Source organism: Bacillus sp. TH19 (assembly GCF_016651075.1).
In the GTDB taxonomy this organism is placed as follows: Bacteria; Bacillota; Bacilli; order Bacillales; family Bacillaceae_G; genus Bacillus_A; species Bacillus_A mycoides.
The window spans coordinates 594,665-610,500 of sequence record NZ_JAEKEO010000007.1; the positions used below are offsets into that span (position 1 = coordinate 594,665).

The following is a 15,836-nucleotide window of genomic DNA, read 5'->3' on the forward strand; positions in this document are numbered from 1 at the left end:
ATGAATTTGGGGTATGAAATTAGAGTAGGTTTTACATTGCTTTTGGGAATACAATGGAGCATTTTACACCTTGAGGTGTGTTCTGTATTCCATAAGGAAACTGATGTTTATCTAATATTTGTTTTACAATATATAACCCAAGACCACTACCTTGTACTAAGCCATGTTTGTCAGGATTTGCGCGATAGAATGGTTCAAATAAATGGGCAAGTTTATCTTCATCAATTTGAGAACCTGTATTTAATACTTCTAATGCGTAACCGTTTGGCTTTTCATAAAGTTTTATATATACATGCTGATGGTCAATTGTATAATGAATTGCATTTGAAATAATGTTAAAAATAGCAGTTTGCATAAATTTAGGATCAGCTAAAATTTGTGCATCTTGTTTAATGTTAGATTGAACATTTAATTGTTTTACAGATACAAAATAATCTACTTTCTTTATAACGTCCTCAATAATATTAGTTAATGAGATAACTTTTAAATTTGGTTTAAATTGAGGGTTTTGTATTTTGGATAATTCTGACACTTTTTCCGTTAATATGTTAATATCTTGCATCATCTCATATGAACGTTTTAAATATTTATCTCTATCTTTATAAGCGCCAATTCCGTGAATCATGCCATCGAGTTGTCCCATAACGGCTGCGATTGGTGTTTTTAATTCATGGGATATCATAGACATAAATTCTTTACGAGATTGTTCTAACTGTTGTTCCTTCTTGAGTTCATTTCTTAAATCTTGATTGCTTTCATGTAAATTTTTCACAATAGTAGGTACTTGTGAGGCAGCTACTTGCAAATTAAAATCTGTTTGATCTGTATTTTTGTTAAGTAGCTTTTTATCTGAGAAATCAAGATTCATAATATCTTTTAAAGCATCGCTCATATATCGGAAAGGTTTGGCGATTATTTTTGCGTAGATTAAAGATCCAAGCAGAGATAATGCTAGCATTGTCGCCCCAATATGTGGAGCTAACTGCTGCAACACATCTGTTAACTTTGGATTATCATGTGTATCATTTGCTTTACTTGCTGCATTTTGTGTATGTAAGGCATCATTGTTAGTAACTTGCTTTTCCGCTTCTGTAAGTGAAGACGTTGTGTTACTTTTCCCCGGAATATTTTGTGCATGTTCTTTTGCTTTTGCAGTTTGGCTAGGCTGCAAAAGATGATTGATGGCTGTAGAGAGTGCTTTCATGTCTATTTGAGAAGATTGAAAATTAGAGATGCTACTCTCTGACACAGCTTTATTTTGCTTTGTTTTACTTTGGTCGTTTTGTTTGTCTGATTCCGCTTGTTCCGCAGTTTGCGTTCCAGAAGCTTTCAAACGATCTTTATCGTAATTCGAGGCTAGAAAATAAATAATTTGATAAAGACAAAGTGATAACAGAATACAAAATAATAAGGTTTTGATGAATATATTTTTGGTGATGTTGTCTTTGCTACGATTCGATTTTGTAGCCAATGCCTTTCACCGTTTTAATATAAGGAATTTCTAATTTTTTTCGTAAGTTTTTAATATGTGTATCTATAACCCTCACATCACCATAATGTTCATAGCCCCATACCTTATTCAACAAATCACTTCTTGATAGTACTTTTCCCCGATTTTGCAGTAAAGTATATATAATTTCAAATTCTTTTGTAGTCAATTCAATTTGATTACCATGAACATAAGCGGCATATGCTGTAGAATTTAACATCAATTCATGGAATTGTAGTATAGTTGCAGCTTCTGCTTCCTTTGTTGCTGCCCTTCTTAATACAGCTTCTACACGTTTTATAAATACGGTGTAATGGAACGGTTTTGTAATATAGTCATCAATACCTAACTCAAATCCTTTAATTTCACTTTCTTCATTATGTAAGCCTGTTAACATAATGATTGGTACATCAGATTGTCCTCTCATAATTTTACAAATACTATAGCCATCTATATCTGGTAACATTACATCGAGGAGGACAAGATCGTATGAATTTTTTTGGAAAAGAAGAATGCCTTCTGTTCCAGCACCAACTACATCAACAGTAAAGTTTTGTGCCATTAGAAATTCACGAATAAGTTCTTGTATATCTGGGTTGTCTTCAATCACCAGTATATGCGTCATAGTAACACCTCCTAAATAACGCTTTTTACTGCAATATTCGAATTCATCATTTTTTGGATGACTCAGATTGTTTATACATATAATAAGCCCCCGCTATAAAATAGTAATGAAAGTAGCAAGGGGGATTGTTTAGTGTCACTGAATAGTTCAGAATTACAGTAGTTCTATTATAGTATGTATTGTAAAATTTATAAAATATTATAACTGTATAATTTTAATATCTATGTTTATCAATGTTACGATGATGTTGAATGCAATCTATTTTTATTATATATGTAAATACAGTTGTTTTGCTACTGTAAATGAATAAATAAAATAAGCCAAGACATAAAATTCTTGGCTACACATAAATCTTGTTCTTAGGCTAATTTACAGTGACAGTAGCTTGTTGCTGAACGCGCTCAAATAACCAGTGAATATCATTGTTAAACATACGAATACAACCAAGTGTTGTTGCTTTCCCGATTGCTTGATTATTGTTAGTTCCATGAATCGCATACGTTGTTCCGTAAGTTCCTGCCATATTTAATCCGAGCCAGCGGTCCCCAAGTGGATTACGTGGATCGCCGCCTTTAATTTTTCCTGTATAGTAAGGACGGTTTTTAATTTTATTTACGATTTGAAAAGTACCCTTAGGTGTTGGTGTTGCTGCTTTTCCAGTAGCGACAGTGAAACTTTTTATGAATTTTCCATCTTGATAATAATCCATTTTATTTATTTGTGTGTTTACGATAAGCTGATCTTTCGTCGTAGCTGCTTCTGCAGTAGTGAATGGAAGAGTTAAAAATCCTAATGATAATAGCGCACTTAATAATAGTTTTTTCATTATATTCTCCTTTTACTTATTGTAGTAGTCTTACATACAATGAATTTGTAATCCTCGTAATGCTTGATTGACATTTTCATCTAATGTTTCAAAGAAGGTAGTAATCTTTGTATTACATTTGTTGTTTTTATCAATAAGTAATCTTTCATTTAATAAAAGCTCACCATGTAGTCCAAAACTTTGAACTCGAATATTTAGTTCATCTTCAGTTTCAGAAATAATCGGTAAGAAATAGTGAAAAGCTTTCGTTGGAATGATGTAGCTTTTGCCAATCATACTTTCTTGATTTGAATTAACCCATTTTCTCGTGACGATCTTAATGTTCTTTTTTGAAACGATAAAAGACAGCGTTGTAGATTTTGTTAAACTTACGTCAAATTCATTTGTTTCACATATTTGTAAATTAAAAACGGTTTCATTTTGATGAGATTCAATATTCGTATTAATAAAATCGTGCATTTTATAAGCTTCCATTTCTTATTCACCCTTTTTTCAATTTCGAAAAGCGACTTATATTTATTCAGTTTAATGTTTAGTCATATATTAGCTAAATTTTTCAACAAATTCCGATATAATCTTACAATACGTATATGAAGCTAATATGAAGTTCATATGAGTTTGTGGTGGTTTTTTATAGAGAACAAAATAAGGTGGTTTTCGAGAGTTAAAAACTGGATGAAAAATGTATATTAATGGATTTCCTTCGCGTGATATATAGTTGTTAGCTTGTTTTTTAATGCTAATAGATATAAGTAAATAGAGAACAAAAAACTTTAGAATGAGCCTTACAAAAATGTAATAAAAATGTAAGCTATTGTGATAGTTATTTCGACAATTTTTTTATACAATAATAGTAACAAGTTGTACGTGAATGAAAGGGGAGATGACATGGAATGGGTTCATGAATTATTTCAGCAATATGGGTATTATGTAGTACTTGTAGGCCTGCTGTTAGAATATATTGCACTTCCGTTTCCGGGAGAGCCAACATTAGCATATGCGGGGTTTTTAGCACAGAAGGGTGATCTAAGTTTACCTATTTTAATTATCCTATCCTTTATTGGGACAAGTGTAGGAATGACGATTCAATACTTTTTAGGGAATAAGCTTGGTATGCCTTTTGTTCAAAAATACGGGAAGTACGTATTTTTAACACAAAGAAAAATTGATTTAACGAGAATGTGGTTCGATAAATACGGATATTTCCTTATCTTTATTGGCTTCTTCATTCCTGGTGTACGTCATTTTACAGGATACTTTGCAGGTATCATTAACTTACCGTTTCGCCGCTTTGCAATTACAATTTATTCAGGTGCTTTATTCTGGGTATCGTTCTTCTTAATTGGCGGCTACTGGTTAGGTGGTAACTTACATGATATTTTCGGATTACTGGGAGATCATATCGGCAAAATCATTTTCGGAGCGATTGTCATTGTAGCAATTACGTTAAGCGTTCGTTTCCGCAAGCAACTAAAACGAGTATTTTTACAAAACGCAAGTTAATATGGAATCCATTCTATGTCAGATTTTAGGAAGGCAGTGCTTTAGAGCACTGCCTTTTTTATTTTATGTTCCAATCTATTTTCAACTTTCCTTTTAATTGATCTCCGCTAACTATAATGTAATAAGTTCCTGTCTTAATTGCTGCGAAATGGTATGTATTAGGGCTGGATGAAGCTAAATAATTTTCTTCTTCTTGAAATTCACTAGCCATTTTTATGTCACCCATGTAGCCATTGGGATTTTTAGATGGTGATTCAATGGTGAATTCTAATATGTCACCTCGTTTTAGTTCAATCGGAATTTTATGTTCACCACTAAAATGTTGAAAAGATGCTTCGAAAGAGTTTTGGGTCCTTTTCTCTGTCCATTGCTCTTTCTGCGTGACATCAATGAAGTTAATCATGATGAGTGCAATAAATATAGCACTAGGGATGATATATCCAATCCATATAAACTTTTTTGTTATAAGTGAGCATAAATAGAAGAAAACAGAAAAAAGTGCTCCGATAGATCCTGCAAAAAGTAAAAAAAGAAAACCTGTTTCTTGAAAGAATAGGAATGGAAGAAAGAATATATAACCGCAAAGAATGTAAAGACCTAATGTTTTTAAGGTGCGGTAATTTTTAAACTTTACTTTATCTATGCAAACGGAACAAAGGATTGCATAAGAAATAAGGACAAGTGCAGGTAAAGAAAAGAGTAGTTCAGGTAACCCGGTCAATAACTTATATTTTGTTAGCCCACTATTTCCGGAAAGTGTGAGAATAGCAAGTAATAAAGAGAATAAACAAGCTGCTGTAAGTTTAGTGAGAATATAAGAAAGAATAGATGTTTTATTCATATGTAACCTCGCATGTTTAGTATTTTATATTCATTATATAAGTTATGTAGGTGATAATATAGAAGGTGTTTTGTCAATTATTAACGTCAAAATGACAATTATAATTGACAAAAATAAGGATGTTATTTACAATTTTAATTAAATAAATGAAAAAGAGGGAAGACATGAAGCTTCAAAATCGAGTGAGGGAATTGCGAGCAAAGCATCGTTTATCACAAGGGGATTTAGGGAAAGTGATTGGATCATCGCGGCAAACGATTAGTTTAATTGAGCGCGGGGATTATGCGCCGTCTATTGTGTTATCGCTAAAAATTGCACAAATTTTTGGAGTGCCAGTGGAGGAGATATTTATGTTAGTGGAGGGGGAAGATGGAGATGAAGAGTAAGGGAAATGGGAAAATGACGGCTATATTGAAGTTGTTAGTAGGAGCAGTATGCGGCGGGTTTATAGGGTATGTAGTAGGTGATATTGCAACAGTGGGTACTAGCAAAATACCTCCTGTTATTAGCATTGCTATGATGAGTGTATTTGGCGTAGCGATTATATATTATATTTGGAAGCGTACAAGAGCGCTCGCACAAACGAAAGATGAAGAAGAAAATGTTAAGGGACGAAGATTAGGGATAGCGCTTATTTATTTTCGAGTAATGGAAATTATTATTCCATCATGGTTTGTTTGTTCAGTTATCACTTTTTATAGAACGTATACAAGTGAGGGGAACTTGCTCTTTGTTAGTGTAAGTATTGTCGTATCTACAGTGTGCTTTATTGCTATAACTTGGTTAGGATCTGTAATGAGGAAAAGATATAACGCTCTATATCCAGAACAGAGTGTTACGTATTCTCAGTCAATGGAAATGTGGGCAAAGAATGCAGATGAAGGGCAAAAGCAAATTGTTCATGAAGCGGGATATAAGGCATATCAATATACAAACATGACACTTGCTTGTGCGTGGTTGGCGGCGATTGCGTATGCAATTTTAGATGGAAAAGACTTCTTTATGGTCATTATGATTTCGTTCGTTTGGGTATTACATGTTGGAACATATATGTACGAAATGCATAAAAAAATGATTTATTAAGGGGAGAAAAACGGTGGACGTTTTAAGAAGACCTGCTTTTTTAATGTTCGTTGCTTTCGTTTGCTCCGCTTTATACGGATTTATTCGAATAGAAAAAGTACAGCAAATTATAGAAATATGGACCTTTTTCGGGATTGCATTGCTTGTGTTGGCTATTCATGAATTAGGGCATGTAATATTTGGTTTAATAGGCGGTTTAAAGTTTAAATTTATGGCAGTAGGACCTATTACTGTGCAAAATGAGAAAGGAAAAATACGAATTCGAGAAAATAAATTATGGGAGTACTTTGGAGGCGTGGCGATGCTAGTGCCGCCTTCTATAGTGACACCGAACCTTTCAAAAAAATGGGCGTGGATGACTTTAGGTGGACCGATTACAAGTGTACTATTCGGTATTACTTCAGGTTACATATACATGGTTAGTTATTATCAATATCTTTTATATTTTTCCGTTTTACACTTTACGATTTTTGCCGTTACAATAGTGCCGATAAAAGGAACATTCCTGAGTGATGGCATGCAATTTCTCATTTTAATTAAAGATGATGAAAGGGCGAGAGGGCATTTATATAATATTCAAGTATCGGGTGAATTATTAAGCTACAAACGGCCGAAAGATTGGGATGAGAGATTAGTAGAAATTAGTGAAGAAAAAATAAAAGAGGATAAAAGTATAAGAGAAATAATGAGCGGACTTATGCTCGTATTTTATGCCCGAGCTGATCAAGAGGGAATGGAAAAAGCGATAGTGCATTTAGAGAAAATTGTGCAGTTACCTGTGACAAAAGAAAATAAATATTTTGTTGGTAGTTTTCATAGTTGGTATCTTTTATATAGAGTACTTTATCAGCAGGAAAATCTTTACTTGCAAGAAGCGAAGAATCATGCGAAGGCAATTACAAGGCTGGACTTACATGGGTATTACCGTACGCAAGGAATTATCAAATATTTAGAGCAAGATATGGAAGCATGCCATATTTATATGAAGAAAGCAGATAAAGAATTGAAGAGCGCTGAGAAGAGTGAAATAGGATATTTACAATTGGATAGAGAGTGGTTCGAGCAGTTGAAGGAGAGGGTATCTTACGATGGGTGAGGTATCCTCTTTTCTATATGTAATCTTATGCCGTTCCATAAAAAGATCGGGGCGAGTAAAATGAGGTAAGAAGAGCAAAGTTTGGAGGAGTTATATATGGAAATTTTAGCGATTATTTTGCTAGTCTTACTCATTTATGTAATTTTTAAAGTGGCATATGTAGCAGTAAAAATACTCGCAGTCCTATTAATTATCTTTTTAATTGTAGAGTTCGGCAGTAAGCTGCTTGGGGGATAGGCATGTTGTGCGTTTTGAGTGTCGAACCGTCGATATAATGAAAAAATCGCTGATATAAGTGGAGAAACGATCGATATATTTTAAAAATCGTTGATATATTTAATTGAATACTAAGTGGGGTATATGGGAAAGAAGTTGCCGTGGAGGTAACTTCTTTTTATTTTGGTGATGGGGTATGAACAGGAAAGAACAGTAAACAAAAAAGCTGGAAGAATTTCTTCCAGCTTACGAGTTACTTTCAATTTGACGACCATTTTCTTCTTCAGTGTCCTGTAATAGATTGAATACGTCTGCTAGGCAGAATGCGATAAACCAAGTCCATAGACCATGGAAGAAAGCTGAGCTTAATTGAAGTGGTAATGTATAGTTTGTCATTGAGTAGGAAATACATCCACCAACGATTCCGATCATTGTTAATAACATTGTTTTTTGAGCATTTTCTTCTGGATTGAAGAGGAAGAAAATGTATCCGCCTAAAATTGAAGCGCTTACAAGGGTTTCGATTCCATTAAAAATGATATTCTCTCCAAGCTCTGTGTTTGTCCAGAAACAGATCACGCCGCCGACGATCGCAAATAGGACAGCTAGTGTGTATCGTATATATTGATTCATATGTTCATCTCCTTATGTAATAAGATGATTTGGAAGTCAAAAAGGTAGGTATAGTATATTGAAGTGAATTTTAGTTGTACGTATCTTTTATAAAAAGATCAGTGAAGAATAACTAAGATGATCGGTTTTTTAAACCGTTACGTGTATGGTGTCTGAAATATACCCGACTGCTCGTTTCTTTTTGCTTATAAAAATAAGAGAAACTTCCAAGTCTATATACTCTTTTTTGTAAGTCTAGTTTTATTATAACATATTTAGTGATACAATAATAGAATTATCTGATTTTGTAATAAGTGTAAAAAATAAAAAACGCAAGGAATTGTAGTTCCTTGCGCCTTTTTATATACGTTTGAAACGGCCGACAATTTCAACTGTTTCAGTAATGTTCATAAATGCTTTATTATCCACTTGGCGGATAATACGTTTCATTTCGCCCAACTCGTAGCGAGTTACGACAGTGTAAATCATTTTTTTCTTATGGTTTGTATAGCCGCCGACAGCATCTACCATTGTTACGCCACGTATGCCGTGATGTAATAGTGAGCTTTTTATTTCCTCACCTTTTTCTGTAATTGTCATTATCGTTAATTTAATATGTTTTGTATGCACGGCATCAATTACTTTGCTGACTACAAACCGACTAATTAACGTATAAAGCGTAATATCCCATCCGAAAATAAATCCTGCTGCAACAAGTAAGATTAAGTTGAATCCAAAGATGATTGCTCCAATTGAAACATCGCGATGTTTCGCTACAATCAATCCAACAACATCAAAACCACCTGTTGAAGAAGCAAATCGGAATATGATTCCTGAGGCAGCACCGCAGATGACACCACCGAATACAGAAGACAGCAAAATATCATCTGAAACTTGGTGTACTGGGATAATGTTCATCGCTAAAGATGATACAGCCACAAAGTATGCCGTTAAAAAGGTTGTCTTCTTTCCTAAGTAAAAGTGACTTAAAATAAGAAGCGGAATGTTTAGTAAAAAGATAAGTGCTCCGATATTGTAGTGCATTAAATAACCGATAATCATCCCTACACCAGCGAACCCACCGCTAATCATATTATGCGGGATAAAAAACATATTCATAGAAATTGCATACAAAATAGAAGCTATAAAAATAACAACTAACTGTATGATGAATTCTAAATGAAATGTTTTAGCTGCTGGGAAGGATAAAAAGGCGGTGTCGGGAACGTAATCGGCGTCTCCTAGTTGACCCATAGTATGTTTCATCTCCATATTCATTTTTGATTACAAGAAGAGAATAAAGCTTTTTTCAAAAACTGGCAATAGTTTTATTATAATGCAAAAATTTTATAAATTTCTAACAAATTAAACCTATTCAAAGATACGTGTGAATATACTAAAGAAAGCGAATACATTGGTTTTCTAGCATAATTTTTTGAGAAAATATGCAAAAAAACTTTTGAGAACAAAAGGAAATAGAGAATGTTTGCTGAATATGCTAAAATGACTTTATTAAGGATGTGAAGCGATGGAATTTTTATTGCAGGATGCAATTCTATATATATCGTTTGTAACGACAGCGCTTTGTGTATTAGAAGTCTTTTTTCTTGCTAACGTTTCTCGCTTTGTGCGTCAGCAAGCATCGAGCGGTAGACAGAGAGCTTTTAAACTAGTAGATACGTGTGAAGAGGGTACAAGAAATGTACCGCTATTTTCTATTTTTTATAAATATGGAATGATTCGTTCTGTCCGCAGACAAGAATCGAGTGGAGAGAGTGACGAGGTAGGTCCGTATACACCAATGTTTCGCTAATTAATTACGAAACATTGGAGGAATGAACATGTTAAAATCATACCGAGCTAGGCTCATTAGTTTATCATTATTACTTGTTTTTGTTTTATCTGGCTGCAGTAATGCAGGTACAATTGATTCACATAGTACGGGAATTTGGAACCATTATTTCGTATATCCAATCTCATTTATGATTCAATTTGTTGCTCATCATATACCTGGAGCTAGCTTCGGGATTGCCATCATTATCATGACGCTCGTTATTCGTTCAGCAATGATTCCATTAGCTGTTTCGCAATATCGTAGCCAAGCGAAAATGAAAAAAATGCAACCTGAATTACAGAAGCTGAAACAGAAATACGGTGATGTGGGTAAAGATCTTGAAAAACAAAAGCAGTATCAAAAAGAAATGTCAGAACTAATGAAATCAGGCGGTTGGAATCCGTTAGCTGGGTGCTGGCCAATCTTTATACAAATGCCGATTTTCTCTGCTTTGTATTATGCGATTAGCCGAACTGAAGAGATTCGTACATCTTCATTTTTATGGGTGAACCTAGGACATGCAGATCCATATCATATATTACCGATTATCGCAGCGTTAACAACATTTATTCAAATGAAGGTGTTCCAATCAAATGTAACGCCTGGAGAACAAGTTCAAATGCTGAAAATACAGCAAATTATGATGCCTGCAATGATTCTATTTATGGGATTTGCGGCGCCATCAGGACTGGTGCTGTATTGGATTACAGGTAACTTATTTACAATGACACAAACAATTGTATTAAGAAAAGTAATGGAACGTGAAGAATTACAATTACAAAAAGCTTAGAAAAACACCGCTCGTGATGAGCGGTGTTTTTTATTTAAATCGTTAAGGAAATTTTAAGAAACCAACATTACTATTGGCATTGTATACGAAAGTGTACATGCTTTAGAAATATGAAGGAGGAAATTTCCTATGAAGAAGAAAACAGTTGGATATTTAGCAATTGCAGGTGCTTTATCATTTGGAATTATAGGAGGAGCTGGTATACCAGCGTTTGCGGCAACGAATACTCCAGCGGCCGAGCAAGTTACAAAAGGAACTGCGAAGAAGAATTTAGATGAAGCGACAAAACAAAAAGTAAAAACAATTATGGACGATACAAAGAAACAATTAGAGGAACTAGGTGTGAAACTTCCAGAGAAGGAGAAACGCAAAGACATGCTTGCGGACTTAGATGAGGCGACAAAAGAAAAAGCGAAGTCGATTCTAGAGCAAGAAAAATCCGGGAAATTAACTCGCGAACAAGCAAATGAGGAATTAACAAAGCTAGGCGTGAAATTCCTAGATAAAGGTAAGCGCAAAGATATATTCGCGAATTTAGATGAGGCGACAAAAGAAAAAGCGAAGTCCATTTTTGAGCAAGAAAAGTCTGGAGCATTAACGCATGAGCAAGTGAAAGAGAAATTAAAAGAATTAGGCGTAACGCTTCCAGAGAAAGGGAAGCACGGTGACATGTTCGCGGATTTAGATGAGGCGACAAAAGAAAAAGCGGAAGCAATTTTGAAGCAAGAAAAGTCTGGAACACTAACTCGTGAGCAAGCGAAAGCGAAGTTGAAAGAACTAGGTGTGAAATTCCCAGAGAAAGGGAAGCACGGTGATATGTTCGCGAATCTAGATGAGGCGACAAAGGAAAAAGCGAAGTCTATTTTTGAGCAAGAAAAGTCCGGGAAATTAACTCGCGAGCAAGCGAAAGAAGAATTGACAAAATTAGGTGTGAATCTTCCAGAGAAAGGGAAGCATGAAGACATCTTTGCAAACTTAGATGAGGTGACAAAAGAAAAAGCGAAAGCGATTCTAGAAAAGGAAAAGAAACAATTAGCAGATTTAAATGTGGATCTTCCAAATCATAAATTTTTTATGAAAAAAGATGATAAATAATTGAACTATGTAGTATCTTTCGTGTGGGCAACCGAAAGGTACATACGACAAATGCGAGGACCGATTTCTGTAAGCAGAAATCGGTCCCTTTTAATGATTCATCCCGCATTAACGGGCAGTAAGACACCCACCTCAAAATTGGATTAGAGCAAAGAAGTTAGGTGGGAGATCAACTGCCCGTAAACGCCCGATTGGTGAAGGCTAATAATCAGTGGGAGATGGATAAAACCCCCATTGATTAAAGTTTCACTTTATCGAAATTCTTTTCATTGTTAGTATGTATCCAAAGATGCAGTAGAAGATTGCAAAACCGATAAACACTTCAGTATATTGGTATTTACCTAATACGTAGAAGGAAGAAGCTGGTATAATAGCTACCGCTAAAATGCTATAACCAGGATACTTGTGCCTGTACATGATAGCGAATAGAACAGAAAGAAACGTAGCGATAATACAAAAAACAGCAATCATTATTGGTGCACCTCCTATATAGATTGTACCATTTTTAGGGAATTAGAGAAGTGTCGTAACTTCTGTTATAATATAAGAAGAGAAACATTTCTTATGTTATATAAAAAAATATATTGATTTTTTCTAACAATTCAATATAATGAACAATAACTAAAAAATTCGACATCAAGAAGTGATGATGAGGATATGATCAGTTTTTTACGATTATCAGAGAGGGAGGCCTTTGGCTGTGAGCTTCCTAATACGGGAAAATCGATTACCACCTCTGAACTGCAGCAGTGAACGGATATCTAGTAATTGCATGCCGGCAAAAACCGTTATTTAGACTTGAGAAATTGGTGAAGTGTGTCACTTTACTAATTGAAACAAGGGTGGAACCACGAATACAACACTCGTCCCTTTTTTAGGGAGGAGTGTTTTTTTATTTCATTTTTGCATCACACTAGAATTGGAAGGAGGATACGCAGCATGCATCATGATGAGAAAAACAAAATTGGTTTAACAGTAGCACTTTCTATCGTAGTAGGAACTATTATTGGGTCTGGTGTGTTTATGAAACCAGGGAGCGTATTAGATTACTCAGGGAGTTCTAATATGGCTATTCTTGCTTGGGTAATTGGTGGTCTGTTGACGTTAGCAAGTGGTTTAACAGTAGCCGAAATTGGAGCGCAAATTCCGAAAAATGGTGGGTTGTATACGTATTTAGAGGAGATTTACGGAAGTTTTTGGGGGTATTTATCTGGCTGGATGCAAACAATTGTTTATGGACCAGCTATTATTGGAACGTTAGGTTTGTATTTTAGTTCTTTAATGATCAATTTTTTCTATTTAGATAAAGTCTGGAATTTACCAATCGCAATTGGAACAGTTGTGTTCCTAGGCGTTATAAATAGTTTGGGGACAAAATATGGGGGCATCGTCCAAACGGTTACGACAGTTGGGAAGATGATTCCAATTATATTAATTGTTGTGCTAGGGTTTTGGAAAGGGAATAGTGATATCTTCAACGTAGTTGTACCGATATCAGAAAATCAAAGTATCGGGATGGCAATTTTAGCAACTTTATTTGCCTATGATGGCTGGATTTTACTCGCTTCTATTGGCGGAGAAATGAAGAACCCAACAAAGTTATTACCGAAGGCAATGACAGTTGGGATTTTAATTGTAACAGCTGCTTACGTGTTAATTAACTTAGCGTTATTAAATGTATTACCAGCAGCGAAAATTGTAGATCTTGGAGAAAATGCAACAGCGACAGCTGCGGGTATGTTACTTGGAGAATATGGCGGGAAAATTATTAGTATCGGTATTATCATTTCTATTTTCGGTTGTTTAAATGGAAAGATTTTAACGTTCCCACGTATTCCGATGTCGATGGCAGAGCGTGGACACCTTCCGTTTTCTAAGTTTATTGCAAAAGAAAATTCGAGATTTAAAACACCAGCAAATGCGATTACTGTTGAAATCATTTTAGGAATTATTTTAATGCTTATTAGTGATCCGAATAAGCTATCTGAGATTTCCGTATTCATTATTTATATTTTCTACGTAATGACGTTTATTGGTGTCTTCATTTTACGAAGACGTAACAAGGATAAAGAGCGTGCATATAGTGTACCGTTATTCCCGATTGTACCAATCGTTGCGATTTTAGGGTCATTGTTTGTACTTGGAAGTGCGATTATTAACGATCCGGTAAGTTGTTTCTTATCAATTGGAATGGTATTTACTGGACTTCCGGTGTATTGGTACTTAAATAAGAAGAAAGAAACTGGAGTTTAATGATTGAAGGGCAGGCGTATAATACGCCTGCTTTTTTCGCTGTAAAAAAATTTGTACTTGCGTCCACTTTCTCTTTTGGTTACTATAACGGTAGTAACCAAAAGAGAAAGTGTGGGGAAAGGTTTGAATTTTCGTGTATATATTTTAGCTATTGCGGCTTTCGTAGTCGGAACGGTTGAGCTAATTATAGGAGGAACGCTTGATTTAGTTGCTAATGATTTAGGTGTGTCGATTAGTGCAGCTGGTCAGCTTATTACAATATTTTCAGTAGTATTTGCTCTATCAGGGCCGGTTTTATTAGCAGTAACAGGCAAGTTTGAAAGAAAGAAATTGTATGTTGTGGCATTATCAATTTTCTTAATTGGAAATATCATTTCGGCATTTAGTGTGAATTACGAGATGCTAATGTTCTCGAGAGTAATTTGTGCAGCGAGTGGATCGCTTATTATTGCACTATCGGTAACACTTGCTTCTAGTGTAGTAGAGCCGCATTTCCGTGCGCGTGCAATTGGAATCATTTTCATGGGTATTAGTGGATCACTCGTACTTGGAGTACCGCTCGGTCTTGTGCTCGGAAATGCATATGGATGGCGTGCACCATTTGTATTAATTTCAATATTAACGGTTATGGCGATTGCTTGTATTTCATTGTTCTTAACGAAAGTACCAGCGACATCGGTATTATCAATAAGAGAACAAATTGCTACGTTAAAGGATAAAAAAATTGTAAGCGCACAGTTAACATCATTTTTATTTTTAACAGGTCATTTAACGCTATACGCATATTTAACACCGTTTTTAAAAGATGTGATGCATGTTGAAGCAAATTGGATTAGTGTGTTTTACTTCATTTTCGGAATTGCAGCGGTACTTGGAGGTGGCCTTGGCGGCTGGCTTGCTGATAAATGGGGATCGAAGAAAAGTATTATTTCCATCATTATCGTATTTGCATGTGCAATCTTTATGTTGCCGATGATGACATTCTCATTCCCGCTTTTCATTATTATGATGGGGCTTTGGAGTATGCTGAGCTGGGCAATTTCGCCAGCACAGCAAAACTATTTAATTGAAATTGCGCCAGAATCAGCTGGTATTCAGCAAGGTTTAAATAACTCTGCACTTCATTTAGGAATTGCACTTGGCTCAACAGTGGGCGGAGTTGTTATTGAGAAATCATCTGTTATATATAACGCTTGGGTAGGCGGCGTTTTCATTATATTGGCACTGCTTTGTGCGATTTTCTCTATTACGAGAGGACGCTCGAATCAGCTTACGAAAGAAGAATCTATCATTTGATAGGTTCTTTTTTGTGTGAAAAATTGCAGGGGTTAGTAGAGAAATGGAGAAGGGAGTATATAGCGAGGTGATAGTATATGGAGTCTAATTTTTCAATTATTGGTTTTCTAATTTCTTTAGTCCCATTATTTCTTATTATTTTTGTATTTAGATGGATTCGTTTCATCTATCAAAACTCTGAGAAACAAGTAGAGCAAAATGAGAAGATTATTGAGCTTTTGATGGAGATAAAGGAGCAAAAGAAGTCGTGAAATGAACGTTCTGTATTTACAAATCA

Annotated in this window: 19 protein-coding genes and 1 other annotated feature; of the genes, 11 read left to right on the forward strand and 8 right to left on the reverse strand. The window is 35.0% G+C overall.

The window, feature by feature from the left end:
• Window positions 1-31: 31 nt before the first annotated feature.
• From JFU54_RS06635 to JFU54_RS06650, 4 genes are all read right to left on the reverse strand, one after another.
• Complete coding sequence (locus JFU54_RS06635; protein WP_012261947.1) at window positions 32-1,471, reverse strand: sensor histidine kinase; 1,440 nt, start codon at window positions 1,469-1,471, stop codon at window positions 32-34.
• The gene (locus JFU54_RS06640) at window positions 1,449-2,114 is read right to left on the reverse strand and encodes a response regulator transcription factor (RefSeq protein ID WP_000148832.1); all 666 of its coding nucleotides are present in this window, start codon (window positions 2,112-2,114) and stop codon (window positions 1,449-1,451) included. Before JFU54_RS06640 ends, JFU54_RS06635 begins: the two co-directional genes overlap by 23 nt.
• A 364-nt stretch (window positions 2,115-2,478) precedes the next feature.
• Window positions 2,479-2,940, reverse strand: coding sequence for a L,D-transpeptidase (locus JFU54_RS06645; RefSeq protein ID WP_012261946.1), 462 nt, complete (start codon window positions 2,938-2,940; stop codon window positions 2,479-2,481).
• Between the two features lie 30 nt (window positions 2,941-2,970).
• Window positions 2,971-3,414 carry a DUF3978 family protein gene (locus JFU54_RS06650; protein WP_012261945.1) on the reverse strand — a complete coding sequence of 148 codons (444 nt, stop codon included), beginning with the start codon at window positions 3,412-3,414 and terminating at the stop codon, window positions 2,971-2,973.
• 414 nt (window positions 3,415-3,828) lie between these two features.
• Here JFU54_RS06650 and JFU54_RS06655 point away from each other — a divergent pair, with 414 nt between their 5' ends.
• A complete protein-coding gene (locus JFU54_RS06655; protein WP_002129815.1) occupies window positions 3,829-4,443 on the forward strand; it encodes a DedA family protein in 615 nt (204 codons plus the stop codon).
• A 58-nt stretch (window positions 4,444-4,501) separates the two neighbouring features.
• Here JFU54_RS06655 and JFU54_RS06660 read toward each other — a convergent pair whose 3' ends face one another.
• The gene (locus JFU54_RS06660) at window positions 4,502-5,284 is read right to left on the reverse strand and encodes a hypothetical protein (RefSeq protein ID WP_201064040.1); all 783 of its coding nucleotides are present in this window, start codon (window positions 5,282-5,284) and stop codon (window positions 4,502-4,504) included.
• A 146-nt stretch (window positions 5,285-5,430) separates the two neighbouring features.
• Here JFU54_RS06660 and JFU54_RS06665 point away from each other — a divergent pair, with 146 nt between their 5' ends.
• From JFU54_RS06665 to JFU54_RS06680, 4 genes are all read left to right on the forward strand, one after another.
• The gene (locus JFU54_RS06665) at window positions 5,431-5,670 is read left to right on the forward strand and encodes a helix-turn-helix transcriptional regulator (protein ID WP_201064042.1); all 240 of its coding nucleotides are present in this window, start codon (window positions 5,431-5,433) and stop codon (window positions 5,668-5,670) included.
• A complete protein-coding gene (locus JFU54_RS06670) occupies window positions 5,654-6,367 on the forward strand; it encodes a DUF3169 family protein (RefSeq protein ID WP_201064044.1) in 714 nt (237 codons plus the stop codon). Before JFU54_RS06665 ends, JFU54_RS06670 begins: the two co-directional genes overlap by 17 nt.
• A 43-nt stretch (window positions 6,368-6,410) precedes the next feature.
• Window positions 6,411-7,463, forward strand: a complete 1,053-nt coding sequence (locus JFU54_RS06675; protein WP_201065559.1) for a zinc metalloprotease — start codon at window positions 6,411-6,413, stop codon at window positions 7,461-7,463.
• 96 nt (window positions 7,464-7,559) lie between these two features.
• Window positions 7,560-7,700 (forward strand): DUF3985 family protein, encoded by a 141-nt coding sequence (locus JFU54_RS06680; RefSeq protein WP_002034639.1) that lies wholly within the window; start codon window positions 7,560-7,562, stop codon window positions 7,698-7,700.
• A 225-nt stretch (window positions 7,701-7,925) separates the two neighbouring features.
• Here JFU54_RS06680 and JFU54_RS06685 read toward each other — a convergent pair whose 3' ends face one another.
• On the reverse strand, window positions 7,926-8,312 hold the full coding sequence (locus JFU54_RS06685; RefSeq protein WP_002034640.1) for a DUF3938 domain-containing protein: 387 nt from the start codon (window positions 8,310-8,312) through the stop codon (window positions 7,926-7,928).
• Window positions 8,313-8,651: 339 nt separating this feature from the next.
• The gene (locus JFU54_RS06690) at window positions 8,652-9,545 is read right to left on the reverse strand and encodes a YitT family protein (RefSeq protein WP_000530031.1); all 894 of its coding nucleotides are present in this window, start codon (window positions 9,543-9,545) and stop codon (window positions 8,652-8,654) included.
• Window positions 9,546-9,819: 274 nt separating this feature from the next.
• Here JFU54_RS06690 and JFU54_RS06695 point away from each other — a divergent pair, with 274 nt between their 5' ends.
• The 3 genes from JFU54_RS06695 (at window position 9,820) to JFU54_RS06705 (ending at window position 12,010) form a co-directional block, all read left to right on the forward strand.
• Window positions 9,820-10,104: a hypothetical protein gene (locus JFU54_RS06695; RefSeq protein ID WP_002015967.1), complete on the forward strand. Its 285-nt coding sequence runs from the start codon at window positions 9,820-9,822 to the stop codon at window positions 10,102-10,104.
• Window positions 10,105-10,132: 28 nt separating this feature from the next.
• On the forward strand, window positions 10,133-10,915 hold the full coding sequence (yidC, locus tag JFU54_RS06700; RefSeq protein ID WP_002015966.1) for a membrane protein insertase YidC: 783 nt from the start codon (window positions 10,133-10,135) through the stop codon (window positions 10,913-10,915).
• Between the two features lie 129 nt (window positions 10,916-11,044).
• Window positions 11,045-12,010, forward strand: a complete 966-nt coding sequence (locus JFU54_RS06705) for a hypothetical protein (protein ID WP_201064046.1) — start codon at window positions 11,045-11,047, stop codon at window positions 12,008-12,010.
• 246 nt (window positions 12,011-12,256) lie between these two features.
• On the opposite strand, the gene JFU54_RS06710 is transcribed toward JFU54_RS06705, so the two are convergent.
• Window positions 12,257-12,481, reverse strand: a complete 225-nt coding sequence (locus JFU54_RS06710) for a hypothetical protein (RefSeq protein ID WP_063218088.1) — start codon at window positions 12,479-12,481, stop codon at window positions 12,257-12,259.
• Window positions 12,482-12,647: 166 nt separating this feature from the next.
• Window positions 12,648-12,884: a binding site (T-box leader), on the forward strand.
• Window positions 12,885-12,949: 65 nt separating this feature from the next.
• On the opposite strand from JFU54_RS06710, the gene JFU54_RS06715 reads away from it, so the two are divergent.
• The 3 genes from JFU54_RS06715 (at window position 12,950) to JFU54_RS06725 (ending at window position 15,810) form a co-directional block, all read left to right on the forward strand.
• On the forward strand, window positions 12,950-14,263 hold the full coding sequence (locus JFU54_RS06715; RefSeq protein ID WP_002143658.1) for an APC family permease: 1,314 nt from the start codon (window positions 12,950-12,952) through the stop codon (window positions 14,261-14,263).
• Between the two features lie 111 nt (window positions 14,264-14,374).
• Window positions 14,375-15,559 (forward strand): MFS transporter, encoded by a 1,185-nt coding sequence (locus JFU54_RS06720; protein ID WP_201064048.1) that lies wholly within the window; start codon window positions 14,375-14,377, stop codon window positions 15,557-15,559.
• A 77-nt stretch (window positions 15,560-15,636) separates the two neighbouring features.
• The gene (locus JFU54_RS06725; RefSeq protein WP_002034605.1) at window positions 15,637-15,810 is read left to right on the forward strand and encodes a hypothetical protein; all 174 of its coding nucleotides are present in this window, start codon (window positions 15,637-15,639) and stop codon (window positions 15,808-15,810) included.
• Window positions 15,811-15,836 lie beyond the last annotated feature (26 nt).